The sequence below is a fragment of the Streptococcus sp. SM5 genome (genome assembly GCF_027497975.1).
Map to the genome: position 1 here is coordinate 57,363 of NZ_JAJNSC010000017.1, position 13,878 is coordinate 71,240.

18 protein-coding genes are annotated in these 13,878 nt (G+C 42.3%); 1 reads left to right on the plus strand and 17 read right to left on the minus strand.

What is annotated here, in order from left to right; genetic code table 11:
• Window positions 1-5: 5 nt before the first annotated feature.
• The 3 genes from PAN07_RS12520 to gmk form a co-directional block, all read right to left on the minus strand.
• Window positions 6-2,402 carry a primosomal protein N' gene (locus PAN07_RS12520; RefSeq protein WP_269798005.1) on the minus strand — a complete coding sequence of 799 codons (2,397 nt, stop codon included), beginning with the start codon at window positions 2,400-2,402 and terminating at the stop codon, window positions 6-8.
• 65 nt (window positions 2,403-2,467) lie between these two features.
• Entirely contained in the window at window positions 2,468-2,782 is a 315-nt protein-coding gene (gene rpoZ / locus PAN07_RS12525) for a DNA-directed RNA polymerase subunit omega (protein WP_000979235.1), read from the minus strand.
• Between the two features lie 24 nt (window positions 2,783-2,806).
• Window positions 2,807-3,433: a guanylate kinase gene (gene gmk / locus PAN07_RS12530; protein ID WP_000775041.1), complete on the minus strand. Its 627-nt coding sequence runs from the start codon at window positions 3,431-3,433 to the stop codon at window positions 2,807-2,809.
• 234 nt (window positions 3,434-3,667) lie between these two features.
• Here gmk and PAN07_RS12535 point away from each other — a divergent pair, with 234 nt between their 5' ends.
• Window positions 3,668-4,480: a DUF4839 domain-containing protein gene (locus PAN07_RS12535; protein ID WP_084862929.1), complete on the plus strand. Its 813-nt coding sequence runs from the start codon at window positions 3,668-3,670 to the stop codon at window positions 4,478-4,480.
• A 69-nt stretch (window positions 4,481-4,549) separates the two neighbouring features.
• Here PAN07_RS12535 and PAN07_RS12540 read toward each other — a convergent pair whose 3' ends face one another.
• The 14 genes from PAN07_RS12540 to PAN07_RS12605 all read right to left on the minus strand — a co-directional run.
• The gene (locus PAN07_RS12540; RefSeq protein WP_000404936.1) at window positions 4,550-6,163 is read right to left on the minus strand and encodes a ribonuclease Y; all 1,614 of its coding nucleotides are present in this window, start codon (window positions 6,161-6,163) and stop codon (window positions 4,550-4,552) included.
• 201 nt (window positions 6,164-6,364) lie between these two features.
• A complete protein-coding gene (locus PAN07_RS12545) occupies window positions 6,365-6,619 on the minus strand; it encodes a Txe/YoeB family addiction module toxin (protein ID WP_084862927.1) in 255 nt (84 codons plus the stop codon).
• Between the two features lie 3 nt (window positions 6,620-6,622).
• The gene (locus tag PAN07_RS12550; RefSeq protein WP_192856296.1) at window positions 6,623-6,877 is read right to left on the minus strand and encodes a type II toxin-antitoxin system Phd/YefM family antitoxin; all 255 of its coding nucleotides are present in this window, start codon (window positions 6,875-6,877) and stop codon (window positions 6,623-6,625) included.
• A 131-nt stretch (window positions 6,878-7,008) separates the two neighbouring features.
• On the minus strand, window positions 7,009-8,106 hold the full coding sequence (locus tag PAN07_RS12555; RefSeq protein ID WP_084862924.1) for a nucleotidyltransferase: 1,098 nt from the start codon (window positions 8,104-8,106) through the stop codon (window positions 7,009-7,011).
• 14 nt (window positions 8,107-8,120) lie between these two features.
• Window positions 8,121-8,513: a hypothetical protein gene (locus PAN07_RS12560; RefSeq protein ID WP_084862922.1), complete on the minus strand. Its 393-nt coding sequence runs from the start codon at window positions 8,511-8,513 to the stop codon at window positions 8,121-8,123.
• 9 nt (window positions 8,514-8,522) lie between these two features.
• Window positions 8,523-9,263 (minus strand): class I SAM-dependent methyltransferase, encoded by a 741-nt coding sequence (locus PAN07_RS12565; RefSeq protein WP_346658461.1) that lies wholly within the window; start codon window positions 9,261-9,263, stop codon window positions 8,523-8,525.
• 109 nt (window positions 9,264-9,372) lie between these two features.
• The gene (rsfS, locus tag PAN07_RS12570; RefSeq protein WP_049546916.1) at window positions 9,373-9,726 is read right to left on the minus strand and encodes a ribosome silencing factor; all 354 of its coding nucleotides are present in this window, start codon (window positions 9,724-9,726) and stop codon (window positions 9,373-9,375) included.
• Window positions 9,727-9,739: 13 nt separating this feature from the next.
• A complete protein-coding gene (locus PAN07_RS12575; RefSeq protein ID WP_269798006.1) occupies window positions 9,740-10,240 on the minus strand; it encodes a cysteine hydrolase family protein in 501 nt (166 codons plus the stop codon).
• Complete coding sequence (gene yqeK, locus PAN07_RS12580) at window positions 10,241-10,834, minus strand: bis(5'-nucleosyl)-tetraphosphatase (symmetrical) YqeK (RefSeq protein WP_269798007.1); 594 nt, start codon at window positions 10,832-10,834, stop codon at window positions 10,241-10,243.
• On the minus strand, window positions 10,834-11,463 hold the full coding sequence (locus PAN07_RS12585) for a nicotinate-nucleotide adenylyltransferase (protein ID WP_084862918.1): 630 nt from the start codon (window positions 11,461-11,463) through the stop codon (window positions 10,834-10,836). The genes yqeK and PAN07_RS12585 overlap by 1 nt, the downstream gene beginning before the upstream one ends.
• A gap of 51 nt (window positions 11,464-11,514) precedes the next feature.
• Window positions 11,515-11,826, minus strand: coding sequence for a ribosome assembly RNA-binding protein YhbY (gene yhbY, locus PAN07_RS12590; RefSeq protein WP_000060169.1), 312 nt, complete (start codon window positions 11,824-11,826; stop codon window positions 11,515-11,517).
• 212 nt (window positions 11,827-12,038) lie between these two features.
• On the minus strand, window positions 12,039-13,145 hold the full coding sequence (gene yqeH, locus PAN07_RS12595) for a ribosome biogenesis GTPase YqeH (protein ID WP_084862916.1): 1,107 nt from the start codon (window positions 13,143-13,145) through the stop codon (window positions 12,039-12,041).
• 2 nt (window positions 13,146-13,147) lie between these two features.
• A complete protein-coding gene (locus tag PAN07_RS12600) occupies window positions 13,148-13,675 on the minus strand; it encodes a YqeG family HAD IIIA-type phosphatase (RefSeq protein ID WP_000234220.1) in 528 nt (175 codons plus the stop codon).
• A gap of 16 nt (window positions 13,676-13,691) precedes the next feature.
• Window positions 13,692-13,878, minus strand: a 187-nt coding sequence (locus PAN07_RS12605) for a CorA family divalent cation transporter (RefSeq protein ID WP_276593337.1), incomplete at its 5' end; no start/stop codon positions are given.

Here is a 13,878-nt window from a genome sequence, read left to right on the forward strand (position 1 = left end):
CCTTCTTATAAAAATTGCTGTGGCTCATGGTCAATGCTGAGACGGAGCTCACTATTTTCCCTTTCTTGAGTCAAGGCCAAGACCTGGTTGAGGGTCGGACCAAGCTCATCTTCTAAACGGTATTTAATTAAAATCTGGTAATGATAAAGGTTGTGGGTACGAGCAATAGGTTTGGGTGTTGGCCCAAGGATGTTACTGGTTTCGGACAAACCTGACCGCAAAATGTTCATAACTTCATAAGCACGTTTAACCACCTCTTCTTCTTTCTTGTGAGAAAGGGTAATACCAATCGTGAAATAATAAGGTGGATAACCAAGTTGTCGTCTAATTCCCATTTCATAGGTATAAAAACCTTCGTAGTCCTGATCCTTGGCAAATCGAATAGCATAATGTTGCGGATTATAGGACTGAATCAAGACCTGACCAGCTTTTTCAGCCCGACCTGCCCGACCTGCCACCTGAGTCAAGAGCTGGAAGGTTCTCTCAGAAGAACGAAAATCAGGCAGATTCAAAGCTGTATCGGCATTTAGAACTCCTACTAGGGTCACATTTGGAAAATCCAAGCCCTTGGCAATCATCTGAGTCCCAAGCAAGATATCCGCTTCCCCTCGCCCAAACTGGTCAAGAAGAGCTTGATGACTACCTTTCTTACGGGTCGTATCCACATCCATACGTAGAATGCGAGCCTGAGGAAAAAGCTCTGCTAGCTCATCATAAGCCTTTTGAGTCCCTGTTCCATAGTAACGAATACTGCGACTCTTACAATTAGGACAGACCTGAGGAATATCCTTTGAAAAACCACAATAATGGCAGTTCATGGTCTTGGTATCCATGTGCAAGGTCAAGGAAATATCACAGTTAGGACAAGTATCCACCGTCCCACACTCCCGACACATAACAAAGCTAGAATAACCACGACGATTGATCATGAGAACCACCTGTTCTTTTTTAGCCAGACGGTCTTGAATGGCTTCTAGCAAAGGCGGTGTAAAATTTGACGTTTCATTTTGCCCAATATAGTCCCGAAAGTCAATCACCTGAACCTCAGGAATCGTTGCCAAAGGATTGGCCCGTTGGGTCAGACGTAAGTGTTGATAAACGCCTTTTCCAGCCCTCGCACGGCTTTCTAAGCTCGGTGTCGCGGACCCGAGGACCAAAGCCGCTTGATTATACTGAGCCCGTAAAATAGCCACCTCTCTGGCATGGTAACGGGGATTGCTGTCCTGCTTATAAGTCGCTTCATGCTCCTCATCAATAATCATTACACCCAGATTTTTCAGCGGAGCAAAGATGGCCGATCTGGCGCCAACCACAACTTGGGCATCTCCACGCTCAACCTTGCGCCATTCATCATACTTTTCACCATTGGACAGGCCTGAGTGAAGAATGGCCACTTTCTCACCAAAACGAGCAATAAAACGCTCCGTCATATGTGAAGTCAAGGAAATCTCAGGCACCAGTAAGATGGCTGTTTTCCCCTTATCCAAAGCTCCTTGGATTATTTGTAAGTAAACCTCGGTCTTCCCACTTCCTGTAATCCCTTGAAGGAGGAAGGGAGGCTGATGACTACCAATCGCACTGACAACCGCATCACGCGCCTGTCTTTGCTCTGGATTCAACTCCAAAGGCCGACTTGCCTCAATGCCTTCAAAATAAGCAGCCGAGCGTTGAACTTCCTTTTGGACTATGGTCACAGCACCTTGTTCCACAAAGAAGTTGACTTGCTCCCGCGAGTAGGATTCTAACAAACTAGCCAAGGAAGCACTCTCAGGATGAGAAAGCAAATAGTCTCTCAGTTCTAACTTTTTCTTGGCACGCGTAGAGATCTCAATTTTCTCTAACTGAGTAGCATCAACCTCATACCAAGACTGGGTCTTGACCTTCTTTTGATCAATTGCCTGATATTCTAGCCCAAGCAGGCCTTTTCTAGTCAATCGCATCATTTCAGCTTGCTTACCTAAATCTAGAGAAGAAAAGGCAAGCGAATCTTCTGAACCAAACAGACGATCTCGGTCTTCCTGACTCAGACCTGCCAGAGGATAGAGAATCTTGTCATAGCTGGAGTTCAGAAATCCAGGTAACATAGCCTTGAGGATGGAGATCTTGTAGGAGAAGACGGACTTGCGTAACTCCTCAGCCAGCCAGAGTTGTTCTTGCGTGAGAACAGGAGAAAAATCCAGTACCTCGGCTATATCTTTTAAATCTTGCTCCATCTCTTCCTCATCTGATTGGAACTCCAAACCAAGAACAATCCCTTGAATCAGGCGATTGCCCTTGCCAAAAGGCACATGAACCCGCATCCCAACTTCCAGCATTCCCTCAAATTCCTCAGGAATCCTATAACTATAGGGCTGGTCCGTCTGCATCAAGGGCACATCAACGATAATCTTGGCTATAGCCATCTTCTCACCTCCTCCTTATCAGTACATTCTTGCAATAGAAAAAATAAGATTGAGTCCCCCCAACCTTAAATTTTTTCACCATCTTCTTTTTCTTTAGCGATTTGCTCTTTGATTTTCTTTTCTTCTTCTTCTTTACGGCGTTTTTCTTCTTCGATACGGCGACGCACTGCTTCACGTTTTCCTTCTGGATCTGGGTGAATGGTTACGTTTCCTGATTCGATTTCTTCTAAAGCGCGAAGAGTTGATTTTTCAGACTTGAAACCTTGAGTTGCTGGCGCACCTGCTTCCAACTCGTGGGCACGTTTTGCTTCCAAGATTACGAGTGAATATTTTGAAGGAACCTTGTCGAGCAAGGTATCAATAGAGGGTTTTAACATCATTTGCTTGTACCTATTTTCTAAATTTTATCGGGTAGTTGGAGACTTCGGTAACATCTCCTGATAGTGACCAATAACACGATCCACACGGAAGTGCTCTGCTTCGATCACACGTTTGACACGCTCAGCAGCTAGGGGCACCTGATCGTTGACAATCGCATAATCATACTCACGCATGAGGGCAATTTCTTCCTTGGCTTTTTCGATTCGTTGGGCAATCACTTCTGCACTGTCTGTTCCACGACCTACCAAACGATCTTGCAATTCATCCAAATCTGGTGGTGTCAGGAAGATAAAGACAGCATCTGGAACCTTTTTTTTGACCTGAAGAGCACCTTGAACTTCAATTTCAAGGAAAACATCGATTCCCTTGTCCAAAGTTTCATTGACATAGGTCAGAGGAGTTCCATAGTAGTTGCCGACATATTCTGCGTATTCCAACATCTGTCCTTGACGAATCAGTTCTTCAAACTCTTCACGAGTACGGAAGAAATAGTCAACACCGTCCACTTCTCCAGGACGTTGTGCGCGTGTCGTCATCGATACAGAGTATTGAAATTGGTTTTCAGAACTCTCAAAAATCTCTCTTCTAACCGTTCCTTTTCCAACCCCTGAAGGACCAGAAAAAACGATTAGTAAGCCTCGGTCTGCCATTGTGTCTCCTTTTAGTCAGTCTGTAAAAATAAAATAAGATTTCCCTTCAGATAGTAGCATTTAGTACAAACTATCCTTCTACAGTCTTTCTATCTAGTGTAACAAAAAAGCAGTAATTTTTCAACTGCTCTTTCTTATTTATTTAGATTTATACAAGGTATTCCCTTAAAATATACTTGCCTTTTTATTCTATTTAAGAGATAATGAAACGACTAGTATAAAAAGGAGAGATTTATGCCAATTTATAAAGGAAAGAATGTTGATGAAGCGATTGAAAATGGCTTATATGAACTCAATCTCAAAAAAAATGAGGTTAAAATCAATATTATTGAAAAAGGAAATGCTGGAATATTTGGTTTTTTTGAAAAAGAAGCTGAAGTTGAAATCACACCACTGAGCCCTATGGAATTAAAATTCAAAAAATTAATTCCATATTTAACTGGTGCAGGTGTGACATTTACAATTCTTCTTTTAGTTCTATTTGGAGGAAACTCAGATAAATCAACTACTGTTTCTACTCCTTCATCTACAGAAACTAGTAGCGTTGTTGAAAAATCTGTCGAGAAAACTAGTGAATCATTCTCTACATCATCAAGTTCGACGCCTGCTTCCTCTAGTTCAACTAACACCACATCAAGCTCGACCAAAACCTCGTCAACAAGCCTATCACAAACATCTATTATCACAGTAGAAAACAATGAAGACTTTAAATCTCTGATTCAAACTAAGGATAAAAAAACAAAATCTAAATTAGTAAAAAAACTTAAAGATCAAACTACTGAATTTGATGCCTATATTGACAAAATAACTAAAAAAATAACTAAATTTGATGTCACTATATATCCTGACAACTATATCCATAATGAACAACCTATAGCAAATTTTATATTTTCAAAAAGAAAATTAACCTCTAATTCTGCTTTTAAATCATTTAACAATAAAAATTTTATAGACGGACAAAAAATACATATTCGAGCTAAAATACAGTCCTATAACGATAAACAAGATTTAATCTACTTATCACCAATTGAGATTTCACCTCGATAATATAACAAATAGTTGCAAATAATTTATTCAAAAAACTGAAGTCAGATTCTCTTCTGACCTCAGTTTTTATTATTTAGCATAATCTACTGCACGAAGCTCGCGAATCACGGTTACCTTGATATTTCCTGGGTAATCGAGATTGTTTTCAATTTTCTCACGAACTTTGTGAGCCAAGATTGTGACTTTGTCGTCCTTGATTTGTCCTGGATTGACCATGATGCGGATTTCACGTCCTGCTTGAAGGGCAAAGCTAGTTTGCACTCCTTCAAAGCCGTTAGCAATTTCTTCCAAATCATGGAGACGCTTGATATAGCTTTCAAGAGACTCACTACGAGCACCTGGACGGGCCGCACTCAAGGCATCTGCTGCAGCGACGATCACTGCAATGACGCTCTCAGCTTCAACATCTCCGTGGTGACTAGCAATTGTATTCACCACAACCGGATGTTCCTTGTACTTACGAGCCAATTCCATACCGATTTCAACGTGGCTACCTTCAACCTCGCGGTCAATGGCTTTCCCAATATCGTGAAGGAAACCAGCACGACGGGCAAGAGCCGCATTTTCACCAAGCTCGCTCGCCATGATACCAGCCAACTTAGCAACTTCAATCGAATGGCGCAAGACATTTTGTCCATATGAAGTACGGAACTGCAAACGTCCCATAATCTTCATCAAGTCCGGATGAAGGTTTGGCGCACCAATTTCATAGGCAGCAGCCTCACCGTACTCACGAATCTTATTGTCAATCTCTTGACGGTTTTTCTCAACCAACTCTTCGATGCGAGCTGGATGAATACGACCATCCTTGAGCAACATTTCCATAGTCATACGGGCAATTTCGCGACGAATTGGATCAAATCCTGACAAGGTCACCACTTCTGGTGTATCATCGATAATCACATCGACCCCTGTCAAACTTTCAAAGGTACGAATGTTACGACCTTCACGACCAATAATGCGTCCCTTCATAGTATCATCTGGGAGATGAACTGTTGAGTTTGTCGACTCCGCTACATATTCACCAGCGATACGTTGCATGGCTTGAACTAAAATATCCTTAGCCATTTTATCAGAACGTTCCTTAACCTCTTGCTCAGCTTCACGAATGCGGCTGGCAATCTCCTTTGTCAAGTTTTCCTCTGTCTGAGCCAAGATAATATCTCGTGCTTCTGCCTGCGACAGAGCACCAATACGCTCTAGTTCTGCTTCTTTTTGTCTTTCGACTTCCTCTAATTGCTCTTCACGCGCATCAAGGTTTTTCGCTCTATCAGAAATACTTTGTTCTTTTTGTTCAAGTGTTTGTTCTTTACTCGTCAAATTGTCGTCCTTACGGTCGAGGCTAGTAGCTCTCTCGGTCAAACGACTTTCGATTTGTTTGAGTTCTTGACGTTCTGATTTGAATTCAGCGTCCACTTCTTCACGGTATTTTCTGGCTTCTTCTTTGGCCTCCAATAGTGCTTCTTTTTTAAGAGACTTGCTTTCACGCTTAGCTTCATTAACAAGTAAATCTGCTTCACGCTCAGCTTGTCCACGTAAATTAGTTGCTTCTTGTTCAGCATTTAAAAGCATCAACTCCGCAGCTTCCTGAGATGATTTCATCTTAGCTGAGATGCTGACATATCCAATGACTAAACCAATGATGACGGCAAAAACAGCAATCGCAAGCGACATGATCTCCATGTTTTTACCTCATTTTATTGTTATTCCGAATGACATACATTCTTTTACATTCTACCATAAAAAAGTGATTTTCACAAACCTAAAATAGAATATGTTTTAGGGAAATTGGAGTTTATTTTACTAAAATATGTCTGTGCAATCCTTATTTCTTAGAAATAGTTGCTTAGTAGAGATTTGAGAAAAGTCTACCTTTCAGTAGACTTAGTAATGATCTTTAAAGGACAAGAAAGCCACGTTATCTCCATCCATCATATAAATCAAGCGATTTTCTGCATCAATACGACGTGACCAAGCTCCTTGGTAGTCATATTTAAGCGGTTCTGGTTTTCCTATTCCTGTAAACGGATTACGTTGAATATCCTTGATTATCTTGTTGATTCTTTTGAGTGTTTTCTTGTCTTGAGTTTGCCAGTAGCAATAATCTGCCCAGGCATCTTCTGTAAACTTGAGCAGCATTTCTTACTCCTCAATAACATGGACTTGAGTGGTTCCAGCACGAACTTGAGCCATTCCTCGCAAGACCTTGTCAGAAAGTTCCTTGTTTTGAGCGATTCTCAAAGTTTCCTGAATACTATCCCACTCACTCTTTGAAAGGACTACAATGTCCTCGTCTGGATTTTTATTGACCACCGTCAAAGGCTCAAATTCATCGTTTACCTTCTTCATGTAGTCCTTTAAATGATTTCGGAATGTTGAATAAAGAACTGCTTCCATAACCATACCTCGTTTTACCTCTTTTCCACTATTATACACGAAAAGAAAGAAATTGTCAGGAACTTGTACAAGATTTTCTTTTCTATCTATATATTCGTAAAAATTCTCAAAAAGCCTACCTTTCAGTAGACTTAGTTTGTTTCTATTCTAATGGGCACTCTTCCAAAATTCTGCTCTGCTATACTTGGTTGTCCTAGTTGGTAAATTCGGTCTGACTTTTGAGTCATGGTATCCCATGGTTCTTTGCCAATTCGGCTGACTAGATTGACCTGCGCTTTCAGAGACTTGAGGTGTTGTCTGCCTTTTTCGGTAAATCCAAGGACGTGGATACCTTCTGGCAAGTCACTTTCTCTAGCTTGCACCAAGATATAAGTCAAGAGGCGTCTGACACGCGCCTTGGTATAACGCTTGGTCGCAACCGCCTCGACTAATTCGTCAACAGACTGAGCCGTCTTGATAGTTTCCTTGATGCGCACAGCCATCTCTTGATTGACCTGATAGATGGTGGTTAGGTCTGGATTTGACAAGATTTGATAGCGGAGCAAAGGAAAATAGTCTTCCCAGCTCACCTTACTCGTCTGCTCAAATAGGGCAACAGAAGGCATAAAGCGTTCTAAGAAATCTTTGTCACTTTGATGCTGACGAAGAGCTGTCGCCGAGGCAAAGTCCACATCCTTGTCCACAGAATGGTAACCAGCGCCCTGACGCTGAATCGGATGAAGTTTGATGTTGTACCCAGCAACCGCCTTGGCATAGGCCAGAGCAAGGACATGATTGGGCGTATTGCCTGAAAAATCAAGACCCGCAAATTGCTTCCACATGGCCTGAGTTTTCTGGGGATAGGAAAGGGAATCAGGTCGATTTTCCACAAATTGCTCCATCTCAGCACCCTGCTCTGTGTATAAGTCAGCAATTTTCTGGTAATCCAGAACTTCTTCTGTCCCAAAAACCAGGCTATCAATGCCCAATCGAGCCAAGATATCCACAGCCCCTTGGCCAAAGAAATCCGCCGCCTGAACACTAACTAAAAAGGGCAATTCCACTATCAAGTCTGCGCCATTTTCCAGTGCCATCTGGGCCCTTGTCCACTTATCCACAATAGCAGGCTCGCCTCTCTGCATGAAATTCCCAGACATGGCGACAATTTTCAGCCCCTCTGCCTGATCCAGCAGGTATTTGTGGCCATTATGAAAAGGATTAAACTCCGCGATAATACCTGTGATGGTCATAGTAATCTCCCTTCCTAATGACGAAATCTACGATACCACTCAGGCAATCTCCCTCTCCAGTTAAGCCATTGTTTTTCTCCCACTGGAAGGATCTCTGCTAGTTGTTCATTACTATAATTCTTTTGTAGTTTAGGATAAGCTATCAACATAGTTGGACTATGGTATCCAGCAACCGTCATTGGCCATGTTCCGTACATTAGCATATGTCGGATATCATCCTCTGATTTTATTTCATTTACTAACATATCAAAAAGTTTCTTGGACATATCGTAAACAACTAACTCTGAAAATACGGTTCCTTCTTCCTGAACATAAAAGTATTGCCCATCTTTTTCCCAAAGCGTTCCATTTTGACGGATACGATTAAACTGCGAAACTTCTTCCCAAGAATATTTTGATCGAACCATATCAACCTCCTACTTCTGCACCACAAAAAACCAACGGGTGCTGGTTTCTGTTGGCTCCTTGTCCTCAAAGTCTGCATAGAGTTTGAAAGACTTAAACCCAGCCTGCTCCAGCAAGATATCATAGGTCAAGACTTCGTATGTACGCTCCTCATGCACTTCATCGTGGCGACTAAAGGAACCATCGGCTTCCTTGATAAAGAAAGTCAACTCATGAACGATAGAGTGAGGCGCTGCATCCTCATAGGTATCCCATAGCATGGCGAAATCTTCCGCATTTTCATGGTAGGAATAGCCTGGAAAAATTTCATCTGTCTGGTAGGTCGAATGCACATCAAAGATGAAAACTCCATCTTCATTAAGGGCATTATACACTTCCTTAAAAACATCCCCTACTTCCACCTCATCCTGCATGTAGCAGATTGAGTCCGAGTAACACGTGACAAAATCATATTGACCTGCCTTGGACAAATCTAGCATATTGCCTTCAATAAAATCAATCTTTTGCTTGGCTGAAGCAGCTCTCTTCTGAGCAATCTTCAACATATCCCCACTCAAGTCAAGTCCAGTCACATCAAAACCAGCTTGAGAGAAGCGCACCGATTGAATTCCTGTCCCACAAGCCAATTCCAAGAGTTTCTTTCTCTCCTTGGTCTTAGGCAAATGACGCAGAGAAAAATCCGTCCATTTGTCGTATAAACTATCGTCCATGACCGCATCATAGACCGCCGCAAAGGTTTCATAAGTTGCCATAATCATGATACCAAGAGCCTCCATGGCAAACAACCACTCGCTCTTTACCTTTCCATCAATTTTCTAAAATAAGCAAAGAAACCCAGTTGACTACAACTGAGTTCATCTTCTAAGCAAGAGCTTCTGAAATATCTACTGAATTTGCCTCATGCCATAGCTTTTCTAGGTTATAGTGGGCACGCATTTCTTCTGAAAAGACATGCACAACGACAGCACCGAGGTCTAGTAAGACCCAACCTCCAGCTGCATCGCCTTCGATATGGCTACCTTTAAAGCCTGCATCAGCTACTTTTTCACGGATGTTATCAGCGATAGCGTCCAACTGACGGCTATTCATTGAACTAGTAATAACAAAGTAATCCGTCACGCTAGTCAAATCTTGTACATCAAGTGCGAGGATATCCTCCGCACGTTTCTCATCAGCCGCTTTCACGACTAGTTCTAGTAATTCTTTTTCGTTCATTTAATCCTCTTTTTTAGAAAATATGTTTGTAATCTAGGACATCTGCAAAGCGCTCCTCCCAAATGTCCTCATAAAATTCATTAATCGTTTCTGCTGGAATATCATCCCCATCAAAGGTTGTGACAGCACCTTCTGGAATAATCAGCTTATAGCCATATTCAAAGGCAACCTTGACAGAGGTATCCACACAATATTCTGTCTGCATGCCACATAAAACTAATTTTTCAATCCCCTGTTTATCCAAGTATTCTTTTAAGCCAGTTTCTTTGAAAATACTGTTATACTTCTTCTGAAAGACCTTTTCATTAGGTTTTCGATTTAAAAGTCCAGATATCTGCCAATCTTCTGATGTTTGAGCTTCAGAATCCTCAATATGTTGAACATAGATAATTTCGATATTCTTGCTTCTAGCCTGGTTTTGTAAATAAGAAATTTTTTCCAATAGACTATTTGTCTGAAAACCGGTTTCCACTAAAATATTCTGAACATCAATGATTATAAAAGCCGTCTTCATTTAGTCCTCTTTCAAATAGTGCACAAAGGCGTTATAGGTTTCAAGGGTTTGGGGATAGATGGGGAATCTCTGATGAGCCAGATGCTCCACGGTACGAGTTGTTTCGTAGGCCACTGCCTTATTGAGCGATAGCTCAGCAATTTCACGCGCCACATCCACTCCTGGAAAGGCACGGTTATGCTCGATATAGTCTGCAACGTAGATGACTTTATCTAGGTCTGTCATCTGACCAGCCCCGACTGTATGAATTTCAATAGCTCGCAGGATTTCTGAATCATGCAAATCTAAATCTTCCTGAATCTTGTAGATGCCGACCATGCCATGCCAGACATTATTGCCCCAGTTTTTGAGGTCAGGGTCTAGCTGATAACGGTCAATCAAATCCAGAAATTCCTGATCTGACAGCTTTTTAGCATAGTCATGAAGGAGCCCTGCTAGACCTGCTTTCTCAGCATCGACTCCAAATCTCTCGGCTAGCTCTATGGCTGCACTCTCTACACCTAGACAATGGGTTAAACGTTTTTCAGGTAGAAGCTCTGCCATTTTTTCCAACAAAGCCTCACGAGAGCAGTTGATATAGTCTTGATATACCATCAGTAGAGCCCCTCCTTCTCGATGTAGTCTAGCACAGGCTGAGGTAGGAGAAAATTGGGTTTCCGACCTTGAGCAATGAAGTCACGCACCATGCTGGACGAGATATCCATGAGAGGCACATCCACCCAGATAACTGGATAGGAAGTCCCAGCCTTGTAGCGTGGACGCTGAACCCCCACAAACTGAACCATGTCAACCAGCTCATCAATTCGGTACCATTTAGGCAGATAGTCCACCATATCAGCTCCGATAATGAAGTAATAATCCGTATCAGGATGTTGCTCTGTCAAGATTTTCATGGTGTCGTAGGTGTAGGAAATCCCCTTGCGCTCCAACTCGATGGTTTCAATGGCTAGGCCTTCAATTCCCTCAATCGCCAATTCAAGCATATTGAGACGATGGTGCTCAGGAATAGTTTCCTTTTTATCTACATGAGGAGGTTGGTATTCGGGCATAAGCAAAACCTGGTCCAGTCCCAACTGCTGGCGTACTTGGTCCGCAACAATGAGATGGGCATTGTGAACAGGGTTAAAATTCCCCCCTAAAATCCCGACTTGTTTGCGTTTTTTCTCCTTGATTTCTGGCTCCAACTCTACCTTGGTAAAGGGAGTCAATAATTCGATTGCCATAGGCTAGTCTCCTTTATTTCTCTGTAAAAACAGTTGTTTGGAGTAGTTTTTCTATATTTCTTTGACTTTTTTAGAAATCTTGCGATTCTCTTTCTTGCTAGACTGTTTAAACAAAATCAAGATGCGTCCGATTTTTTGGACTGTATCCACACCGATTTCTTCTTCCAAGATTTCAGCTACTTCGTGGATGTTTTCATCTGTGTTTTGTAAGAGCGTTACTTTAATCAATTCACGAGCATCAAGAGCTTGGCGGACGCTGGTTTTGATTTGGTCGTTAAGTCCATTTTTTCCGATTTGGATGATGGGTTTGAGGGTATGTGCCTGGCTGTTGAGGAAGGCACGTTGTTTTGATGTTAATGACATAATTTTCTTCCTTGTTTTTTGATAGTTATTTTAGGTGGTGAGGGACGGTCGGAACTAATTTTCCAAAGATCTCATCTTTGAAAAATGGATTTCCTGACCTCACAATTGAGCCTTGGTCTCAATTGTGCCCCTTGCCAATCTACAGATTGGCAAGACACCACGGCAATAACTATCGCTATATGAGCTCACTTTGTTCGCTCAGCGATTTTGTTTTAAATAATTGCTTTTCGTGTGACGACTGCAACGCCTTCTGGTGCCCAGACGGCGACTTTGGCGGTGCCTGTTACGCGAATCCAGCCGAGTCCTGAAATCACTAGGTCTGTCTTATCCTTGATGGTAAAGACATGTTGGACTAGTTTTGGAAAATCTTCTTTTTCCTTGCTATTTGGTGGTGTCAAAAGAGTTCCAAGGTGCTTACCATAAAATTCACTAGCTCCTTCTAGTTTGGTACGATGGAGTTTGAGTTCATTGTCAAAGAAGGCTGTGAAACCTTGCTTTTCTCCTGATATGAAGTCAAATCGTCCCAAGCCACCTAAAAACAGGGTTTGTTCAGAATTAAGCTGATAGGTTTTGGGCTTGATTTCCTTTTTAGGGCTGACATACTTGAGGTTTTTAGCAGTCAAATAATGAGCCATCTGGTGGCGGTGGATAATTCCCGGCGTATCGTAAATATAAGATCCGTCATCAAGTGGAATCTCAATCTTGTCCAAGGTTGTCCCTGGGAAACGCGAAGTCGTGATGACATTCTGGTCACCCGTGATTTCTTGGATAATGGCATTGATGAGAGTTGATTTTCCAACGTTGGTTACACCAACCACATAGACATCGCGCCCCTTACGATAGTGCTCGATTTTGTCAATGACTTCCTTAATGGCATGTTTGTTTTGTGCCGAAGTTAAGACGACATCGACTGGACGAAGGCCTTCTTCGTGGGCACGTTCCATGAGCCACTGGCTAATCTTGCCTGGTTTAACAGACTTGGGCAAGATATCTTTTTTATTTCCCACCAAGAGGACATCATTGCCTGAGACAAAACGTGGCAAGCCTGGGATGACAGAGCCATTGAAATCAAAGATATCAATGACATTGACCACCAAGGCATCACTGTCTCCCACCTCGTGCAAGAGCTTGAGGAAATCATCGTCCGTCAACTGGACATCCGTGATTTCATTGTAGTGGCGGAGACGGAAACAGCGTTGGCAATAGACTTCGCCAGTCTCCAAGCCTTTTTCAAGTGCTGACTGAGGAGTAAATCCAAGTCCAGCCTTGTCTGTCGTCTGAATGGTTGATCCACAACCAATACAGAGAATTTCTTCCATAGTTAAATTCCTTTTTTATATGTAATCGGTCCGTACTTTTCAGTGATTTTTCGCATGACACGACGCTCACGAGCTCGGTTAATCTGAGTTTTGATCGAGTCATGTTGGACCAAGGGTTTGACTAAAATCGAGCGAATGCCAGCACGGTGGGCTGCTCGAATATCTGTCATGAGCTGGTCGCCAACCATGACCACTTCACTTTTCTCATAGTGGAATTCCTTCATGGCACGGTCAATCCCAAATGTGAAGGGCTTCAAGGCCCAATAAACGTAATCAATCCCAAATTTTTCAACTGCTCGTTGAACTCGTTTTTTGGTGTTATTTGAGACCACAATGATGCGAATACCCGCGTCACGGAGATCATGTAGCCATTGCTTCATCTCTGGCGTCCCATCAGGGTTGTTCCAAGCAATGAGGGTATTGTCCAAATCGACCAAAACAGCCTTGATTCCCTGCGCCTGCAGGCTTGGGACTGTCAGATCATAGACTGCTTCCACAGCAAAGTCTGGCATGTAGTTTTCAATCACCATTTTGGCTCCTTTTCTTTTATTTTCTAGTAATTTTCTTCAGCCATTGAGATAAGGCCACCCATAAAATCAAGCTAGTCATTAAGATATAAATCCAAGCATTTGGCTCTTCTGTAAATGGTAGAGGAACATTCATTCCGAAGAAACCTGTAATAACCGCAAGTACTGCTAGTAAGACGGAGATAATAGTCAAAATTGACAAACTA

Bases quoted from the DNA above. Each gene is read 5' to 3' on its own strand.
- PAN07_RS12520 (WP_269798005.1), bottom strand. From the start codon at position 2,402: ATGGCTATAGCCAAGATTATCGTTGATGTGCCCTTGATGCAGACGGAC.
- rpoZ (WP_000979235.1), bottom strand. From the start codon at position 2,782: ATGATGTTAAAACCCTCTATTGATACCTTGCTCGACAAGGTTCCTTCA.
- gmk (WP_000775041.1), bottom strand. From the start codon at position 3,433: ATGGCAGACCGAGGCTTACTAATCGTTTTTTCTGGTCCTTCAGGGGTT.
- PAN07_RS12535 (WP_084862929.1), top strand. From the start codon at position 3,668: ATGCCAATTTATAAAGGAAAGAATGTTGATGAAGCGATTGAAAATGGC.
- PAN07_RS12540 (WP_000404936.1), bottom strand. From the start codon at position 6,163: ATGGAGATCATGTCGCTTGCGATTGCTGTTTTTGCCGTCATCATTGGT.
- PAN07_RS12545 (WP_084862927.1), bottom strand. From the start codon at position 6,619: ATGCTGCTCAAGTTTACAGAAGATGCCTGGGCAGATTATTGCTACTGG.
- PAN07_RS12550 (WP_192856296.1), bottom strand. From the start codon at position 6,877: ATGGAAGCAGTTCTTTATTCAACATTCCGAAATCATTTAAAGGACTAC.
- PAN07_RS12555 (WP_084862924.1), bottom strand. From the start codon at position 8,106: ATGACCATCACAGGTATTATCGCGGAGTTTAATCCTTTTCATAATGGC.
- PAN07_RS12560 (WP_084862922.1), bottom strand. From the start codon at position 8,513: ATGGTTCGATCAAAATATTCTTGGGAAGAAGTTTCGCAGTTTAATCGT.
- PAN07_RS12565 (WP_346658461.1), bottom strand. From the start codon at position 9,263: ATGGCAACTTATGAAACCTTTGCGGCGGTCTATGATGCGGTCATGGAC.
- rsfS (WP_049546916.1), bottom strand. From the start codon at position 9,726: ATGAACGAAAAAGAATTACTAGAACTAGTCGTGAAAGCGGCTGATGAG.
- PAN07_RS12575 (WP_269798006.1), bottom strand. From the start codon at position 10,240: ATGAAGACGGCTTTTATAATCATTGATGTTCAGAATATTTTAGTGGAA.
- yqeK (WP_269798007.1), bottom strand. From the start codon at position 10,834: ATGGTATATCAAGACTATATCAACTGCTCTCGTGAGGCTTTGTTGGAA.
- PAN07_RS12585 (WP_084862918.1), bottom strand. From the start codon at position 11,463: ATGGCAATCGAATTATTGACTCCCTTTACCAAGGTAGAGTTGGAGCCA.
- yhbY (WP_000060169.1), bottom strand. From the start codon at position 11,826: ATGTCATTAACATCAAAACAACGTGCCTTCCTCAACAGCCAGGCACAT.
- yqeH (WP_084862916.1), bottom strand. From the start codon at position 13,145: ATGGAAGAAATTCTCTGTATTGGTTGTGGATCAACCATTCAGACGACA.
- PAN07_RS12600 (WP_000234220.1), bottom strand. From the start codon at position 13,675: ATGGTGATTGAAAACTACATGCCAGACTTTGCTGTGGAAGCAGTCTAT.